Genomic DNA, 17,083 nt, shown 5'->3' with positions numbered 1-17,083 from the left:
TGTTGGCATATGAATCTGGATGAACGAGAAGCAGCCGAACAAGCAGACCAAGTCGGACCGAACACGAGCCCAAATCCTTGAAGCCGCACGCCGGCTTTTCTCCGAGCACGGCTATGACGGCACCTCAATCCGCGACGTTGCGGCGCAGGCCTCGATCGATCCGGCCATGGTGATCCGTTATTTCCACAGCAAGGACGAGCTGTTCGCCAGGGCCGCCGTCGTGGACCTCCAACTGCCGGATCAGCGGATAGACCCTACCGCCATCGGTGAAACGCTGATCAGGCGCTTTCTGGTAAACTGGGAAGGTCAGGCCAACGGGCCAGGCATGATAATCCTGCTACGCTCGGCTGCGTCGAACGAGCACGCGGCCGAGAAGGTCCGCGACGTCTTCGCCAACCAGGTGAGGCCGATGGTTGCATCGATAGGCGACCCAGCGGACGCCGGACGGCGCGCCGGGCTGGTTGCCAGCCAGCTGCTGGGCCTGGCGACCTGCCGATATCTGTTGCGGCTTGAGCCCGTCGTCGCCCTGTCGCATGAGGAAATCATCCGGAATGTGGGACCGGTGTTGCAACGTTATGCAACAGGCCACGACGCGGCCTGAACCGGCGGGCACCGAGTGCTGTCGCGGCGATTGACCCGTTCCGGCACGCAAAGATTAACGATTTCCAGGCGCCCTGTGCAAAACCCGGTTCGCAAGCTGTGAATTCTCGATGGACAAGCTGTGGACAACACAAGATGTTGGGCGATTATCCGGTTGTTGTCAACCGGATAATCGCCAGATGTTGGGGTGAATAAACCAGGAAAATCCCGCGATCGCTGATTCGTCACCGATTCGTTCCGGCTTTGAGCGGAACGTTAACGACCAAGGCCGGAAACCACCGTCAAATGGTTAAGGCCGATTAAGAAAATTCAATAATTTCATAATGTTGACCGAGGCGTATCGGATCACGACGATGCCCCGCCGGCAAAGGTTAACGCCAATGGTCCCCTTGCAGGAATCGGGCCAGTTTCCGCGATTCAGCATATGGTGAGACTCAGGCTCGCAAAATCCACATGTAGCCGTGAACAAAAGCTGAATCTGCCGGAGTCACTGATTCGTCGCCGATTCGTTCCAGACTCGTTCCAACTGTTAATTGAGACCTCAAAGACGAACCGTGGGACTGCCGGCCGGAACATTCCGCTTTCGCTTCGCGCCTGAAGTCCCTATGTGTCGCCTGTCATACGCGCCATGCGAGGCGCGCTCCCGACAACACGATGCAGAAAGCCTCATCTCCAGGCCGATGAACATCCAGCCGAAACACACCGAGCCGCTGATCCTGTCGGGCCGCGACGTGACTGCCGTACTGGGTCCGACCAACACCGGCAAGACCCATCTCGCCATCGAGCGCATGGTGGCACATGAGAGCGGCATTATCGGCCTGCCGCTCCGCCTTCTGGCGCGCGAGGTCTATGCCCGCGTCTGCGAAAAGGTCGGCGCCCACAAGGTGGCGCTCATCACCGGCGAGGAAAAAATCCAGCCGCCCGGCGCGAAATATTCGGTCTGCACCGTCGAAGCCATGCCGCGCGAGACCGACGTTGCCTTCGTCGCCATCGACGAGGTGCAACTCGCCGGCGACCTCGAGCGCGGCCACATCTTCACCGACCGTATCCTGCACCTGCGCGGCCGCCAGGAAACGCTGCTGCTCGGCGCGGCCACCATGCATGGCATCCTGCAAAAGCTGCTGAGAGGCGTCTCGGTGGTGACGCGCCCTCGCCTGTCGCACCTGGCCTATGCCGGCTCGAAGAAATTGACCCGCCTGCCGCGGCGTACGGCGATCGTCGCTTTCTCCGCCGACGAGGTCTATGCCATCGCTGAGCTGATCCGCCGCCAGCAAGGAGGAGCGGCGGTCGTGCTCGGCGCGCTGTCGCCCCGCACCCGCAATGCCCAGGTGGCAATGTTCCAGGCAGGCGACGTCGACTATCTCGTCGCCACCGACGCCATCGGCATGGGGCTCAACCTTGATCTCGATCATGTCGCCTTCGCCCAGAACCGCAAATTCGACGGCTATCAGTACCGCAATCTCACGGCGGCCGAGCTCGGCCAGATCGCCGGCCGCGCCGGCCGCCATCTGCGCGACGGCACCTTCGGCGTCACCGGCCAGGTCGATCCGCTGGACGAGGAGTTGGTCAAGCGCATCGAGGGGCACGAGTTCGATCCGGTGAAGGTGCTGCAATGGCGCACCGCGCATTTCGACTTCGCCAGCCTCGACGCGCTGAAGCGCTCGATCGAAACCAACGCGCCGGTCGAAGGCCTGACGCGGGCGCTGCCGGCGGTCGATGCCCAGGCGCTCGAACATCTCTCCCGCGACGAGGACATCCGCGCGCTGGCTACCAATGCCAAGCGCGTCGCGCTGCTGTGGGAAGCCTGCGCGTTGCCGGACTACCGCAAGATCGCGCCGGCCCAGCACTCCGACCTGATCGCTTCTATCTACACCGACCTCGCCAAACACGGCCATGTCGACGAGAACTACATGGCCGAGCAGGTGCGCCGCGCCGATACGACCGAGGGGGACATCGACACGCTGTCGCACCGCATTGCGCAGATCCGCACCTGGACATTCGTGTCCAACCGGCCGGGCTGGCTGGCCGATCAGGCACACTGGCGGGAAAAGACGCGCGAAATCGAAGACAGATTGTCGGATGCGCTGCATGAGCGGTTGACGAAACGGTTTGTAGACCGCAGGACTTCCGTCCTCATGCGGCGCCTTAGAGAAAATACAATGCCTGAAGCCGAAATCAGTCCTACCGGAACCGTCCTTGTCGAAGGCCATCATGTCGGCGAGTTGCAAGGGTTCCGCTTCACCGCCGATCAGAGCGCCGGCGGCGAAGACGCCAAGGCCGTGCGTACGGCAGCGCAAAAAGCGCTGGCCGCCGAGTTCGAGGCACGTGCCGAACGCTTCGGCGCCTGCGCCAATGGCGACCTTGCGCTCGGCTCCGACGGCACGCTGCGCTGGATCGGCGCGCCGATCGGCACGCTGGTTGCCGGCGAGGACGCGCTGAAGCCGCGCCTGGTGCTTTTGGCCGACGAGCAGTTGACCGGTCCCGCCCGCGACAAGGTCGCCGCGCGCGCCGAGCGCTTCGTCAATTTCCAGATCGAATCCTTGCTGAAGCCGCTGGTCGACTTGAAGAATGCCGAGCAGATCGCCGGCATCGGCCGTGGCATCGCCTTCCAGCTCGTCGAGCATTTCGGCCTCATCAACCGCCGCGACATCGCCGAGGAAATGAAGTCGCTCGACCAGGAGGGTCGCGCCGCCTTGCGCCGGCTCGGTGTGCGCTTCGGCGCCTACCACGTCTTCGTGCCGGCGCTGATCAAGCCGGCGCCCGCCGGACTGATCACGCTTTTGTGGGCGCTGAAGAACGACGGCAAGGACAAGCCCGGCTTTGGCGACGTGGTGCACGCGCTGGCCTCCGGCCGCACCTCGGTGGTCATCGATCCGGCTTTCGACAAGAGCTTCTACAAGCTCGCCGGCTACCGCAATCTCGGCCGCCGCGCCGTGCGCATCGACATTCTGGAACGGCTGGCCGACCTGATCCGGCCTGCGACCAACTGGAAGCCCGGTCTGGGACAGCGCCCGGACGGCGCCTATGACGGCCAGTCCTTCATGGTGACGCCGCCGATGATGTCCATCCTCGGCGCAACCGCCGACGACATGGAAGAGATCCTGAAAGGCCTTGGCTACCGCGCCGAGCCGAAGCCGCCGGCAGAGGTCAAGGCGCGGCTCGAAGCGCAGGACAATGCCGCGCGGCAAGCGGCTGCGGCCAAGCTGGCGGAAGCCGCAGCAAAGGCCGAGCAGGCTCAGGCGGCGGAAGCCGTGGCAAGTGAAGCCGTCGCTGAGGCGCCGGCCGTTGGGTCGGAGCCGGATGCAGCCACCGAGATTACGGCTGAGGAGCCCGTCGCCGAAGTCGCAGCGGCCGTTGCTGCGGACGCTCAGCCGGGCGCGCCTCCCGAGGGTTCGGAGCCAACTGCGGCCGTTGAAGCCACCGCCGAAGCTCCAGCCATCGAGGAAGCAACGGCGGAGCCCGTCGCGGAAGAACAGGTCGAAGCTCCCATAGAAATCGCGGAAGAAGCTCCGGCTGTTGCAGAAGCTGACGACACCGTCCCCGAAAGCGCCGACGCCACCGTCGCCGAAAACGCCGACGCCCTTACTTCCCCCTCGATGGGGGAGGTCGCGGCGCGAAGCGACGCGGGTGGGGGTGACAGCGTTAACGAAGCAGGTGCAGACACAGCAGACACTTCAGGCGCAACCACCGACGCCGGCGCTGCTCCCACCCCGGCGCTGCGCGCCGACCCTCCCCACGAGGGGGAGGGTGGAAGCGCCGAGGCCGAAGCCCCAAAGCCCATCTTGTTGTGGCGGCAGGGCCGTTTCGAGCAGCGCCCGCGCCATCGGCAAGACAACCGCAGAGACAATCGCCCGCGTAACGGCCAGGCTAGCCGCGCCGATGCGCCGGCCGACGCTGCCGGCGGACAGCCGGCACCGGGCGAACGGCCGGCCTATCAGGGCCGGCGCGACCAGCGCGACGGTGCCGCCAAGCCACGCTTCGACCGTTCGAAGTTCAAGCCCAAGCCGCAGGCCGAGGGCGAACAGCGCCGCGACGGCAAGCCGCAAGGCGAGCGTCCGCGCGAGGGCCGGCCTGACTGGAAAGGCGGCAGGCCGGAAGGCAAAGGCGGACCGCAAGGCGCCAAGCCGGCTTTCCAGGCCAAGCCACGCGATGAACGCCCGGCGCGCTTCGATCCGGACTCGCCCTTCGCCAAGCTCGCCGCCTTGCGCGACCAGCTGAAGAAGTAGGCTCTGAGCATGATCCCGAAAAGTGGAACCGGTTTTCGGACAAGATCAAGCTCCAACAAGAGATAACTCGCTGCGATGGTTGCTGAAGGTCGTCAGCGCATCGACAAGTGGCTGTTCTTTTCGCGCGCGATAAAATCGCGCTCGCTGGCGGCCAAGCTGGTTGTCGCCGGACGCGTCCGCATCAACAGCGACAAAGCAGCGCAGGCCTCCGATCTGGTCAAGCCTGGCGACGTTTTGACCATTACGCACGAGCGCCGCATCTTCGTTTGGAAGGTGCTTGGCACCGGCGTGCGGCGCGGTCCGGCCGAGGAAGCACGCACGCTCTACGAGGACATGTCCCCGCCGCCGGCCCCCAAAGGCGAGGCTGTTGCCGATGCCATTCCGGCGCTGCGCGACGCCGGCAGCGGCCGGCCGACCAAGAAAGAGCGCAGGCAAACCGACCGGCTGTTCGGCGAAGACTGAAGCCTTGGCCGTCTGCGCCATGCCGGCGGTCTGGAATTTCATTCCGGACACGCGGGCCCCGCCTGCAATGGCTGCCCTTGCAAGCGGCAGGCAAAGGCGTTACCTCACCAAAAAAGCCGCCGCATCGGCCCGAAAATCGGAAATCGATTTTTCGGAAGGCACGATGCGCAGATTCAAAGTGTTAGAGCGTACTTTATGCGTCCAAGTGGACGCACGTCGCTCTAGCAAGAACGGGACGTCCCGGAGCCGACCAATGACCTATGTCGTGACCGACAACTGCATCAAATGCAAGTACATGGACTGCATCGAGGTCTGTCCGGTCGACTGCTTTTACGAGGGCGAGAACATGCTTGTCATACATCCCGACGAGTGCATCGACTGCGGCGTCTGCGAACCGGAATGCCCGGCCGATGCGATCAAGCCCGACACCGAGCCGGGCCTCGACAAATGGCTGCAGGTCAACACCGAATACGCCGAGAAATGGCCCAACATCACCGCCAAGAAGGAGCCTCCGGCAGATGCCAAGAGCTTCGACGGCGAGGCCGGCAAGTTCGAGAAATATTTCTCCGCCGAGCCCGGCGAAGGCGACTGAGCGCATGACCCTGGAATCGGAATCGATTTCGGAAAGGGTGATGCGCAAAGCAAAAAAGTGCGGCCTATTGGATCGTCATAACGCTGCGTAACGCGCATCATACATTAACTGCCTTGACAGGCGGCGATGGCGCTCGACCTTCGCGTTTGCAGCAAAACCTTGATTCTTCCGACTTTTTGTGCTACACCAGTTAAAACATGCCGGTGACACAACGTCGATTTATGGCGCAAGCGCCCCAAATCACTGAAAGGTGAAATCCCCAATCGGACCAGAGCGATCTGGGCCAGGCAGTCGCTATGTATGCGGTTTGCCGGTCCCGGCTTTTTCCGATGGGTTCATCTGTTGTGCGGCTAACGATCGGTGTCCCCGGTCGCATGCGTTCGGACCGGCAGGCCGCCGGTGCCACAACAAGGAGTTCAGGGCGTAATGGCAACGATCACCCCGCAGAAGAAGTCCACCTCGGCACGCCACGGTTTCAAGACCGGCGAGTACATCGTCTATCCGGCGCACGGCGTCGGCCAGATCGTCTCGATCGACGAGCAGGAAGTTGCGGGCCACAAGCTGGAACTGTTCGTCATCGACTTCCAGAAGGACAAGATGCGCCTGAAGGTTCCGGTCGCCAAGGCGACCTCCATCGGCATGCGCAAGCTGTCGGAAGAGGATTATGTCGAGCGCGCGCTGAAGGTCGTGCAGGGCCGCGCCCGCGTCAAGCGCACCATGTGGTCGCGCCGTGCGCAGGAGTATGATGCCAAGATCAATTCGGGCGACCTGATCTCGATCTCGGAAGTCGTGCGCGACCTCTACCGTGCCGACAACCAGCCGGAACAGTCCTATTCCGAGCGTCAGCTCTATGAGGCGGCACTCGACCGCATGGCGCGCGAGATCGCGGCAGTCAACCGCATGTCGGAAACCGAAGCCGTGCGCCTGATCGAGGTCAACCTCAACAAGGGCCCGAAGCGCGGCGCCAAGGCCGACAATGAGGAAGCCGAGCAGGAAGAAGCTGCCTGATCGCTTTCACCGTCGAAATCATGAAAAACCCGGCCTTGTGCCGGGTTTTTGTTTTTACCCCCTTGTGGGGTTCCAAGGACGGGCGAGACCCGTGGCTCGCCCAGGCAGGGTCGCTGCGAAGCAGCGAGGATGGGGACGACACCAGACCGCACCCGGACCTTCCGTCCGACACTCCCCACAAGGGGAACGTAGAAGGCTCAGCCGCCGGCTTCCTTCTCCGCCTCCTGCTTCAGCGTCGCAATAAAACGCTTGGTCCGTTCCCGCTCCGGATTGCTGAACACCACGGTGGACGGCCCCTTCTCGACGACGACACCAGCATCGAGGAACACCACCTCCTGCGCGATCTTGGAGGCAAGGCGAAGGTCGTGCGTGGCCATCACCATGGTGGTGCCTTCGCTGGCGAGCTTTCCCAGCACGTCGACCACTTCCTGCGCCAGTTCCGGATCGAGCGCCGAGGTCGGCTCGTCGCAGAGCAGCACTTTCGGCGACGGCGCCAGGGCGCGGGCGATCGCCACACGCTGCTGCTGGCCGCCCGACAGCGTTGCCGGCCAATCGTCCGCCTTGTGCGCCATGCCGACCTTCTCGAGCAGCGCCAGTGCCCGCTCGCGCGCCTTTGCCGTCGGCCATTTCAGCACCGTCACCAGGCCTTCCATGACGTTCTCGATCGCGGTGCGATGCGGGAACAGCTGGAAGTTCTGGAACACCATGCCGGTCTGCAGCCGCAGGCGCTGGATGTCGCGGCTGGGGATCTTGATGCCGGGACGGAATTCCAGCATCTCGTCGCCGATGCGCACCATGCCCGAGGTCGGGATCTCCAACAGGTTGATGCAGCGCAGCAGAGTGCTCTTGCCACCGCCGGAGGGACCGACAAGCGCGGTGACGCTGCCTTCGGCAATGGTGACCGTCACGCCCTTCAGCACCAGATTGTCGCCGAAGCGCTTTTCGATATCGGTGAGGCCGATCATGAGCGCGCCTCCAGGAAGCCGCCATAGCGGTTGAGCCGCTCCTCCAGCCGCGTCTGCAAGGCCGAAAGCACCGAGCTCATCGCCAGATAAAGGATCGCCGCCTCGACATAGAGGATCAGCGGTTCATAGGTGGTGGCGACGATGCGCTGCGCCGCCTGGAACATCTCCGGCACGGTGATGGCGGCGGCCAGCGACGTATCCTTGACCAGCGAGATGAAGGTGTTGGACAGCGGCGGCACGGCGACGCGGCCGGCTTGCGGCAGGATGGTGCGCCGCATCGCCTGGCTCCAGGTCATGCCGATCGAATAGGCCGCTTCCCACTGGCCCTTCGGCACCGAGCCGATCACGGCGCGGATAATTTCCGAACTGTAGGCGCCTATGTTGAGGGTGAAGCCAATCAGCGCCGCCGGAAAAGCATCCAGCAATATGCCGACCGAAGGCAGGCCGTAAAAGATCAGGAACAGCTGCACCAGAAGCGGCGTGCCGCGAAAGATCCAGACATAGAAGCGGACCACGGCAACCAGAGGCTTGGGGCCGAACAGCCGCACCAGGGCGACAACCAGGCCGACGAACAGGCCGAGTGCGAACGATAGCAATGTCAGCGGTACGGTGAAGATCAACGCCGCCCACAGCAGTGTCGGCAACGAGTCCAGCATCAGGTGTAGCCAGTGCGGCACGAACGGCTCCTCCCTCACAGACCGCCGCGGTGACGGCAGTGCGATTGTGTGCTTCTCATATCATGCGAATAACGGCGAGCCGTCAAAGACGGCCCGCCGCTATTTGTCATTGCCGGCAAACCGCCGGGAGATGGTCTTTACTGCGAGACATCCTGGCCGAAATAGGTATCGGCGATCTTCTTGTAGGTGCCGTCGGCCTTGATGTCGGCCAGCGCCTTGTTGATCGCCGCGACCAGCTCCGGATCACCCTTGCGCACGATGACGCCGGAATAGTCGGCGTTCTCTTCCTGCGCGGCGATCTTCACATTGGCGTCCGGCTTGTGCTTCTTGAAGTCGAGGAAAGACAGGCTGTCATTGATGGTGGCGTCGGCGCGGCCGGTGAGCAGCAGCTGGATCGACTGGTCGAAGCCGTCGGTGCCGACAAGTTCGGCGCCGTTGGTCTCGGCGAGCTTGCCGAAATTCGATGTCAACGACTGTGCCGACTTCTTGCCCTTGAGGTCGGCGAAGGTCTTGATGTCGGTATTGTCGCCGCGCACGATCAGCACGGCCTTGGAGGCGATGTAAGGATCGGAGAAATCGTACTTGGCCTTGCGCGCGTCGGTGATGCCGACCTCGTTGATCACGGCGTCGTAGCGGTTGGCGTCGAGGCCGGCGATCAGCCCGTCCCATTTGCCTTCGAGGAACTCGACCTTGACGCCGAGCTTGTCGCCGATCGCCTTGGCGATCTCGACATCGAAGCCGGCCAGCGCGCCGGAAGCATCATGATAGGTGAAGGGTGCATAGGTGCCTTCGGTGCCGACCTTGAGGGTGCCGGCCTGCTTGATCTGGTCAAGATTGGCGCCGGCATGGCCTGATGTAACAGCCAGAACCTGCAGCGTTCCGGCGACGATGAGCGAATTGAGCCATTTCATTTCTATGTGATCCCGTCCTTGGCCGGTATCCGGCGCTTGTGAGAGCCGGAAACTGACAGATACAGCGCAGCATAATAAGGAACCAGATTTCAAAAAAACGGCGATCCAGAAATCAGATTCTCAAAGCAGCTCGGATCCGTGCCAATAGTCCCGATCTGCGGTGTCGATGCGCCCTGTCGGACCGCACAAAACAACCGCCCTCGGCGGCGGAACCAATCCCCGGTATGGCACGTTCATGGCTTGTTGTAGGGCGCCGCGTTTCCATTTCAAGAACCCTTGGCTGCGCTAGGCCCGAAGCAATTCCAGGAAAGTGGGAAAGCGGTTTCCTTCGGAATTGCGTCAAACAGAGATAACGGCCGCCAGGCCGTCCGAAAATGTCCGGGAGCAGGAGCGCGGCATGATCGAAGACACGGCAGGACGGACCATGGTCCGCACGGCAATGAAAGCCCCTTACCTCGAGCGCGATGAGGAACATGTTCTCGCCTTGCGCTGGAAGGAAGACCAGGATCAGCAGGCGCTGCATCAGATTACCGTCGCCCATATGCGGCTGGTCATCTCCATGGCTTCGAAATTCCGACATTACGGCCTGCCGCTCGGCGATCTGGTCCAGGAGGGCCATGTCGGGCTGCTGGAAGCAGCCGCGCGTTTCGAGCCGGAGCGCGAGGTGCGCTTCTCGACCTATGCGACATGGTGGATCCGCGCTTCGATGCAGGACTACATCCTGCGCAACTGGTCGATCGTTCGCGGCGGCACCTCTTCGGCGCAAAAGGCGCTGTTCTTCAACCTGCGGCGCCTGCGCGCCCGTCTTGCCAATGGCGCCGAGCCGATCTCCAACGCCACGCTCTACCGCGAAGTCTCGGTAGCCCTCGGCGTCTCCGAGGCCGATGTCGAGAAGATGGATTCCAGGCTTTCAGCACCTGACTCTTCGCTCAACGCACCGCTCGCCGATGAGGCCGGTACCACCGAGCGGATGGACTTCCTGATTTCGGACGATCCATTGCCTGACGAGGTCGCCGGCGACACCATCGACGTCGAACGGCGCCTGATGTGGCTGAAGACGGCGCTCCGCGCGCTCAATGCCCGCGAACTCAGGATCATCGAGGAGCGTCGGCTGACAGACGAAGGTGCGACGCTTGAGGCGCTCGGCGAGACGCTCGGCATTTCCAAGGAGCGTGTCCGCCAGATCGAGGCCCGCGCCATGGAAAAGCTCAAGCTCGCGCTGGTCAAGCAGAACCCGGAATTCATGGCAGCGTGAGATTGCCAGGAACAGGGGTACCGCCCTGAGTTATCTCAGAAAAAAGCACTACGAAGGCTGGGGTTTCTGACGAAGACCGGCGCTATCTGTCCGTGACGATCTTGACCTTGTCGCCGGCCGAAACCGAGGCGCCCGGCGACATCGCGTTGAGCACGCGGAACAGATCGAGCTTGCGGTCGACGCCGACCATCTGCGCCGAAAGTGTGCCCATCGTCTGCCCGGCCTGTACCGTGACGACGCGGATATGCAGCGGCTTCAGTGCCGCTTTCTCGGCGGGGCTGAGCACGCGGAACGAACCGCTGACCGAGCGTGCCACCGGATCGAGTGTCGTGCTGGCCGAGGGGGCCGCTGTCAAAAGCCGGTAGACCTGACCGCCGGCGCGGATCACCGCAATGTCGAACTGCCAGCCATCGGCGCCGGCGTGCGCGGTCGCCGCCTGGTTGCCGTCGATCGTCTCCTGGCGCACACTGGTCTCGTCGAGACCGGCCACCCAGCCGCTTCTGATGTAGTCGGTCAGCGCACGATCCTTGTCGATCGACACACCGTCGAAGCGGATCGCCATGTCGCCGGGACCGGTCGCCGTCACTGCCGCCGCCGAATTGTCGATGATGAAGCCGTCGGGCACCGTGAACGAAACGCCGAGGCCCGGATGCAGGAAGGTCTGGCCGCGCACATAGCCCTCTTCCGGCGTGTCGCCATAGAGCAGGCCGTCTATCCCGGCCAGGAAGGAATCGCGGTCGCGGGTGCCGATGCCCGGCGCGCCGAACTGGCGGGCGTGGCGCTGCGCCAGATCAATTCGCTGCGGCGTGTTGGGGTGCGTGGCCAGGAAGTCGAGGCTGGCGTCGGTGGCGCCGCTGATCGAGCGGAAATCGGTATAGGCCGACATCGACTGCAGGAAACGCCCGGCGGCATAGGGATCGTAACCCGCCTCGCCGATCGACTTGATGCCGATCGCGTCTGCCTCCAGCTCCTGGTTGCGCGAGAACTGCGCCAGCCTCAGCTTGCCGCGGATCAATGCCTGCTTGGCGGTCGGGCTGTCGCCCAGCACATCGGAGACCACCTTGGTCGCCAGGCCTTCCTCGGCCTCGAGCTGCTGGCGCTGCAAGCCGTGATTGGCGGTGACGTGGCCCATCTCATGCGCGATGACGGCGGCGAGTTCGGCCGAATCATTGGCCAGCGCCAGCAGGCCGCGGGTGACGTAGAGATAGCCGCCCGGCAGCGCGAAAGCGTTGACGTTGGGCGAATTGAGGATGGTGATGCGATAGGTCTGGGTCGGATTGGCCGACACCACGGTCAGGCTGCCGACAACCTTGGCCACCATGCGCTCGAGCTTGGGATCGGAATATTCGCCGCCATAGGTGGCAAGGATGCGCGGATGTTGCGCCTTCGCCAGTTCGGCAAGCTTGCTGTTGGCGGCGACATTGTCGACCGTGATCGGCTTGTCGGAAGGCTGGAAGCCGGATTCCTGCACTTCGGGAGGCGTGAACATCTGGCAGCTGGCCAGCGCCACGGCAAGGCCGGCCAGCGCGAGGAAGCGCACCAGCGGTCTGCGTTTCAAAGTGTCAGTGCCGGTCGGCAGCACGGCGTTCCTTCAGCTCTCGGCGCATGATTTGGACCGGGGTCCGCGCCAGCGAAAAATCGGTTTTCGTTGGCAATCCTGCACACATCAAAAAACCTACAGCGTTTACGCATCCGGCCGGGTGCGGCGCTGTAGGGGCAAATCACGGCTCGTGCCGGACCAGTACTAAGCGGACCTAGCCACATCGACTGGACCATGGCAAGCAAGCGCCACATCACCTGTAGCCGGTTTGGTCGTAAATTATGTCCGCTTCCGGGCAATATCGCGTGATCCGCCCGAACTTGCGCCGATATAGCGCCGAAACGCTTCAGGGCCAGTGCCGTCGAAAAAATCGGCGGCAGGTCCCGTCGCGGCAACCCTGCCATTGTCCAGAAAAACCATCTGCTCGCCGATACGGCGAGCGTCTTCCGGCTGATGCGTGACGAACAGCACCGTCATCGCCCGCTCGGCATGAACGCCGGCCACCAGGTCGAGCATGTCGTCGCGCAGTGCTGGCCCGAGCGAAGCGAACGGCTCGTCGAGCAGCAGCACTGGCCGGTCGCGCACCAGAACGCGGGCGAGCGCCACGCGCTGCCTTTCGCCGCCGGAGAGTTCGCGGGGCAGGCGCATTTCCTTGCCGGCCAGGCCGACGCGGTCAAGCGCCTCGGCGATTGCGGCGCGATCGGCGTCGGTCAGGTTGAGCGATGGCGAGCGGCCGAGCCCGACATTCTTCTCCACCGAGAGATGAGCAAACAGATTGTTTTCCTGGAATACCATCGATACCGGCCGCGCCGAAGGCGGCTCGGCGCCGACATCGGCGGCGCCGATCAGCACACGACCGGACTCCGGCGTCTCGAAACCAGCCACCAGATTGAGCAAGGTCGATTTGCCCGAACCACTTGCCCCCATGATGGCGGTGATCTTAGATGTATCGAATTCGACATCGAACAGGAATGACGTTTCGCCATAGCTGAACGAGACCTTGTCCAGCCGGACAGTCGTGCCTTTCTCCACAGCGGACGTCACGATCTCTCTCCCCGTCCCAGCCAGTCTGCCGCGACCACCAATGCAAGGCAGACCGCCCCGAGCAGCAAAGCCAGCCCGGCAGCATCGGCCGTGCGATAGCTGCCCATGCGCGCCAGCAGGAGATAGGGCAAGGTCTGCACCGAATCGCTGCCGAACAGCGCGATGACGCCGAGATCGCCGAGCGACAGCGCCACGGCGAAGGCAAAGCCGGTGGCCAGCGGCCGCCGGAGCGATGGCCAGTCGACCAGAAGCAGCCGGTTCCAGCCCGCAATGCCGAGCTGCGCGCACAGCTTTTCGTGGCGCTCGCTGGCCGCATCATAGGCCGGGCGCATCGCGCGGATGGCAAAGGGCATCGCCATCACCGCATTGACGGTGACGACCATGACCGGTGCGATGGCAAAGACATCGCTGACCGTGCGCAGCAGGAGAAACCAGCCGGCGCCGATGACGACGGGCGGCACGACGAGGACGAAGCCGGCGCCGGTGTCGGTGGCATGCTCGAGCAATGAACGGGCACTGGACCGGCGGCGCAGCGACAATGCCCGACGCGCCATGATCAGCGACAGCGACAGCGCCACCGAAAGTAGCGCCGCCGAGAAGGCGAGACCGGCGCTGGTCAGCGTCGCCTGACGCACGGCACTCTCGCCCGCCAACCGGCCGAGATCGGCGTCGAGGCCGGACGCGACGGTGGCCGCCATTGGTCCGGCGACGAACAGCAAGGCGAGCACGATCAGGACGGCGTTGAACGCTGTTTCTGCTTTGCCGGCCAAGTGATAGCGGCGCGGCGCGACAGGCAAATTGGCGTCGCCGGTCACATTGGCGCCGAGCCGCGTCAGCGCCAGCATGACGGCAAAAGTCAGCGCGATCTGCAGCACCGTCAGCGTCACCGCTCGCGCCGGATCGAAGTCGAAACGCAGCGCCTGATAGATGGCGACTTCCAGCGTCGTCGCCGCCGGCCCGCCGCCGAGGATCAGCACGATGGTGAAGGAGGTGATGCAAAGCATGAAGACAAGCCCGGCGACGCCCGGCAGCGCGGCGCGCAGCACCGGCCACTCGATCAGCCGGAAGGCTGGCCTCGCCCCCATGCCGAGCTGGCTCGCCAGCCGCCATTGATCGGCCGGCACCGTTCCCAGCGCTTCGAGGAACAGCCGGGTGGCCAGCGGCAGGTTGAAGAAGACGTGGGCGACGAGGATGCCTGGCAGCCCATAGATGTCGGGCCAGCTCTGGCCACCGATCGCGGCGAAATAACCGGCGCGGCCATAGAGCGCCAGTATGCCCAGCGCTGCGACAATCGCCGGCAAGGCAAGGGGCACAGTAAACAGCTGCAGGATGAAGCCGCGTCCGAAGAAGCGCGGATGCCGCGACAGCGCGCGGGCGACGAACAGCGCCGGTACGACGGAAAGCAGAGTCGAGAGCGCAGCCTGCCAGAGCGTGAAGCGGACAACGCGCACGAGATAGAGGTCAAAGGCGGACGCGGCGCCGGAAAGGTCGTGCGCGCCTTCCCGGATAAGGCCGGCGAAGGCGCCACCGATCAGCAGCGCGATTGCCGCAAGCGCGACAATGCCGGCCGTGATGCGGGGGTCAGAGCGTTGCACTCTTTACCGGGCGTCGCGTTCCTTCGCGCCCCCCTCTGTCCTGCCGGATATCTCCCCCACAAGGGGGGAGATCAGCTATTTCCGCGCCCCGCTTATTCCTGCAACCTTGGCGACTGGCGAAATCGCCGACGATAGCCAATCTCCCCCCTCGTGGGGGAGATGTCCGGCAGGACAGAGGGGGGCGCCGTAGGGCACTCATCTTTCGATCATACAGCCAAAGCTACTTGCTCATCACCGCCAGCCATTCATCCACCCAGGCCTTGCGATTTGCCGCGACCTCTTCCGGGCTGAACAGCAAGGTCTTCGCCGGCTTGACCAGCCTATCAAAAGCCGGATTGAGCGGCTTGTCGGTTTTCCCGGCCGGGAACATCCAGTTGGTCTCCGGAATGACATCCTGGAATTTCGGCCCGGTCATGAAGGCCAGGAACTTCGCCGCCAGCGGGTTCTTCGCGCCCGTGGTGGTGATGCCGGCGACCTCGACCTGCAGATACTCGCCCTCCTCGAACGACGCCGCCTGGAAGCGCCCGGTGTTCTCGGCCACCATGTGGTAGGCCGGCGACGTCGTATAGGAAAGCACCATCGGCGCCTCGCCCTTGGTGAACAGGCCGTAGGCCTCGCTCCAGCCCGGCGTCACCGTCAGCACTTTGCCCTTGAGTTTCGCCCAGGCTTCCGGCGCCTTGTCGCCATAGACCGACTTGACCCACAGCAGCAGGCCGAGGCCCGGCGTCGACGTCCTCGGATCCTGGATGACGATCTTGTCGGCGGCATCGCCCTCGACCAGTTCCTTCAGGCTCTTCGGTGGGTTCTTCAGCTTCTCGGTGTCGTAGACGACGGCGAAATAACCATAATCATAGGGCACGAAAGTGTCGTCGCTCCAGCCGCCCGGCACGTTGTTTTCAGCCACCGGGCCATGTCGGACAAAAAGGCCGGAAGCCTTGGCTTCCGCGGTGAGGTTGGTGTCGAGGCCAAGCACGATATCTGCTTTGGTCGAGGCTCCTTCCAGCTTGACGCGGTTGAGAAGTGCGACGCCGTCGGCCGCCGAGACGAAGTCGACGCTGCAGCCGCACTCGGCTTCGAATTCCTTCTTCACCTGGGGGCCCGGACCCCAGTCGGCAGTGAAACTCTCATAGGTATAGATCGTGAGTTTTTCCTGCGCGGACGCAGAGCTTGCCAGTAGCGAAACAGCAAGCCCCAGCGCTGGGACAAGACGGGACAAAAACATGCGCATCGGCGCCTCCTTCATTCGTGTTGAAAGGAATTGAGGCGTCGGACTGTCCGAAGCGTCTAATCCCTCCGCCGGTACAAACCGGATCAGGTTCAGCGGGTTGGCGAGACTGCCTCTCAGCCGGTCCGCGAAGATCGCGTCCGGCACCCCGTTAGAGCGTTTCGACACATAGGCCCGGCCAAGGTGCCACGCAAGTGGAAGTTTGCCCGAGCATGATCCCGGAAAGTGGAATCCGTTTCCGGAAAAAGATCATGCTCCAACAAAGAGTGACGGTGCCGCTCGGCCTTCCGTTTCGTCGGCGGGGCTGGTAAGTGCCAGCGGATATGAGCACATTCACCATCCTGCTTGGCGGCGATCTCGTCCGCACGCCGCGGCTCGACCGCCAGGTCGCGGGCACGCGCGTCATCGCCGCCGACGCCGGCATCGATCATGCCCGCCTGCTCGGCGTGATGCCGGAGCTGTGGGTCGGCGATTTCGATTCCGTGCCGGCGGACCTGCCTGCCGATCTCGCCGCCGTGCCGCGGGAGGTGTTTCCTCCCGAAAAGGACAAGACCGATGGCGAACTGGCGATCGCGGCGGCATTGGAACGCGGCGCCACCAGCCTGGTGCTGGCCGGCGCTTTCGGCGGCAAGCGCGCCGACCACGCCTTCCTGCATCTGGCGCTCAGCCTTCAACTGGCAGAGACAGGCACAAAAGTGCTGTTGACCAGCGGAGCGCAGGAAGGCGCCCCTTTGCTGCCCGGCAAGGCCGGCTTCGACTATGCCGACGGAACGCTGTTTTCGGTGCTCGGCTTTTCCGATCTTTCGGGCCTCACCGTGTCCGGCGCGAAGTGGCCGCTCGACCATGTCGAGGTCGTGTTCGGCTCGTCGCTGACCATCTCGAACGAGGTCAAGTCCAACAAGACCGGGGGCGGCCTCGAAATTGAGCTCGGCCATGGCCGCGCGCTGCTGCTCGCCCACCCCTACCCCTTGCCTGAAAGCTGA

14 protein-coding genes and 1 riboswitch are annotated in these 17,083 nt (G+C 63.7%); of the genes, 7 read left to right on the top strand and 7 right to left on the bottom strand.

The features are described 5' to 3' along the window. Positions 1-19 precede the first annotated feature (19 nt). The 5 genes from NKL06_RS19200 (at position 20) to NKL06_RS19180 (ending at position 6,888) form a co-directional block, all read left to right on the top strand. Complete coding sequence (locus tag NKL06_RS19200) at positions 20-601, top strand: TetR/AcrR family transcriptional regulator (protein ID WP_023693613.1); 582 nt, start codon at positions 20-22, stop codon at positions 599-601. 679 nt (positions 602-1,280) lie between these two features. Next, on the top strand, positions 1,281-4,826 hold the full coding sequence (locus tag NKL06_RS19195) for a helicase-related protein (protein WP_023693612.1): 3,546 nt from the start codon (positions 1,281-1,283) through the stop codon (positions 4,824-4,826). 75 nt (positions 4,827-4,901) lie between these two features. Beyond that, positions 4,902-5,288, top strand: a complete 387-nt coding sequence (locus NKL06_RS19190; RefSeq protein WP_023693611.1) for an RNA-binding S4 domain-containing protein — start codon at positions 4,902-4,904, stop codon at positions 5,286-5,288. A gap of 253 nt (positions 5,289-5,541) precedes the next feature. Further along, positions 5,542-5,880 carry a ferredoxin FdxA gene (gene fdxA, locus NKL06_RS19185; protein WP_013529180.1) on the top strand — a complete coding sequence of 113 codons (339 nt, stop codon included), beginning with the start codon at positions 5,542-5,544 and terminating at the stop codon, positions 5,878-5,880. 426 nt (positions 5,881-6,306) lie between these two features. After that, entirely contained in the window at positions 6,307-6,888 is a 582-nt protein-coding gene (locus tag NKL06_RS19180; RefSeq protein ID WP_023673664.1) for a CarD family transcriptional regulator, read from the top strand. 197 nt (positions 6,889-7,085) lie between these two features. On the opposite strand, the gene NKL06_RS19175 is transcribed toward NKL06_RS19180, so the two are convergent. The 3 genes from NKL06_RS19175 to NKL06_RS19165 form a co-directional block, all read right to left on the bottom strand. Further along, a complete protein-coding gene (locus NKL06_RS19175) occupies positions 7,086-7,853 on the bottom strand; it encodes an amino acid ABC transporter ATP-binding protein (protein WP_023693609.1) in 768 nt (255 codons plus the stop codon). After that, positions 7,850-8,530 carry an amino acid ABC transporter permease gene (locus NKL06_RS19170; protein ID WP_023693608.1) on the bottom strand — a complete coding sequence of 227 codons (681 nt, stop codon included), beginning with the start codon at positions 8,528-8,530 and terminating at the stop codon, positions 7,850-7,852. The genes NKL06_RS19175 and NKL06_RS19170 overlap by 4 nt, the downstream gene beginning before the upstream one ends. Positions 8,531-8,667: 137 nt before the next feature. Further along, positions 8,668-9,441, bottom strand: coding sequence for an amino acid ABC transporter substrate-binding protein (locus NKL06_RS19165; protein WP_023693607.1), 774 nt, complete (start codon positions 9,439-9,441; stop codon positions 8,668-8,670). 397 nt (positions 9,442-9,838) lie between these two features. Between NKL06_RS19165 and NKL06_RS19160 the strand changes: the two genes are divergently transcribed. Beyond that, positions 9,839-10,696, top strand: a complete 858-nt coding sequence (locus NKL06_RS19160) for an RNA polymerase factor sigma-32 (protein WP_023693606.1) — start codon at positions 9,839-9,841, stop codon at positions 10,694-10,696. Between the two features lie 82 nt (positions 10,697-10,778). Here NKL06_RS19160 and NKL06_RS19155 read toward each other — a convergent pair whose 3' ends face one another. The 4 genes from NKL06_RS19155 to thiB all read right to left on the bottom strand — a co-directional run bounded on the left by NKL06_RS19155 (position 10,779) and on the right by thiB (position 16,103). Beyond that, positions 10,779-12,185 (bottom strand): M48 family metalloprotease, encoded by a 1,407-nt coding sequence (locus NKL06_RS19155; RefSeq protein WP_245260137.1) that lies wholly within the window; start codon positions 12,183-12,185, stop codon positions 10,779-10,781. A gap of 330 nt (positions 12,186-12,515) precedes the next feature. Further along, entirely contained in the window at positions 12,516-13,280 is a 765-nt protein-coding gene (gene thiQ / locus NKL06_RS19150; RefSeq protein ID WP_031208755.1) for a thiamine ABC transporter ATP-binding protein, read from the bottom strand. Then, a complete protein-coding gene (thiP, locus tag NKL06_RS19145; RefSeq protein WP_023693604.1) occupies positions 13,277-14,875 on the bottom strand; it encodes a thiamine/thiamine pyrophosphate ABC transporter permease in 1,599 nt (532 codons plus the stop codon). Before thiP ends, thiQ begins: the two co-directional genes overlap by 4 nt. A 220-nt stretch (positions 14,876-15,095) precedes the next feature. Then, positions 15,096-16,103 carry a thiamine ABC transporter substrate binding subunit gene (gene thiB, locus NKL06_RS19140; protein ID WP_023693603.1) on the bottom strand — a complete coding sequence of 336 codons (1,008 nt, stop codon included), beginning with the start codon at positions 16,101-16,103 and terminating at the stop codon, positions 15,096-15,098. 43 nt (positions 16,104-16,146) lie between these two features. Continuing rightward, positions 16,147-16,261, bottom strand: a riboswitch (TPP riboswitch). Positions 16,262-16,423: 162 nt separating this feature from the next. Here thiB and NKL06_RS19135 point away from each other — a divergent pair. After that, positions 16,424-17,083 (top strand): thiamine diphosphokinase, encoded by a 660-nt coding sequence (locus tag NKL06_RS19135; protein ID WP_023693602.1) that lies wholly within the window; start codon positions 16,424-16,426, stop codon positions 17,081-17,083.

The organism is Mesorhizobium sp. C268A (genome assembly GCF_040324475.1).
Lineage (GTDB): Bacteria > Pseudomonadota > Alphaproteobacteria > Rhizobiales > Rhizobiaceae > Mesorhizobium.
The sequence above is the reverse complement of the archived record's forward strand: the minus strand, read 5'-3'. Positions and strand labels throughout refer to the sequence as shown.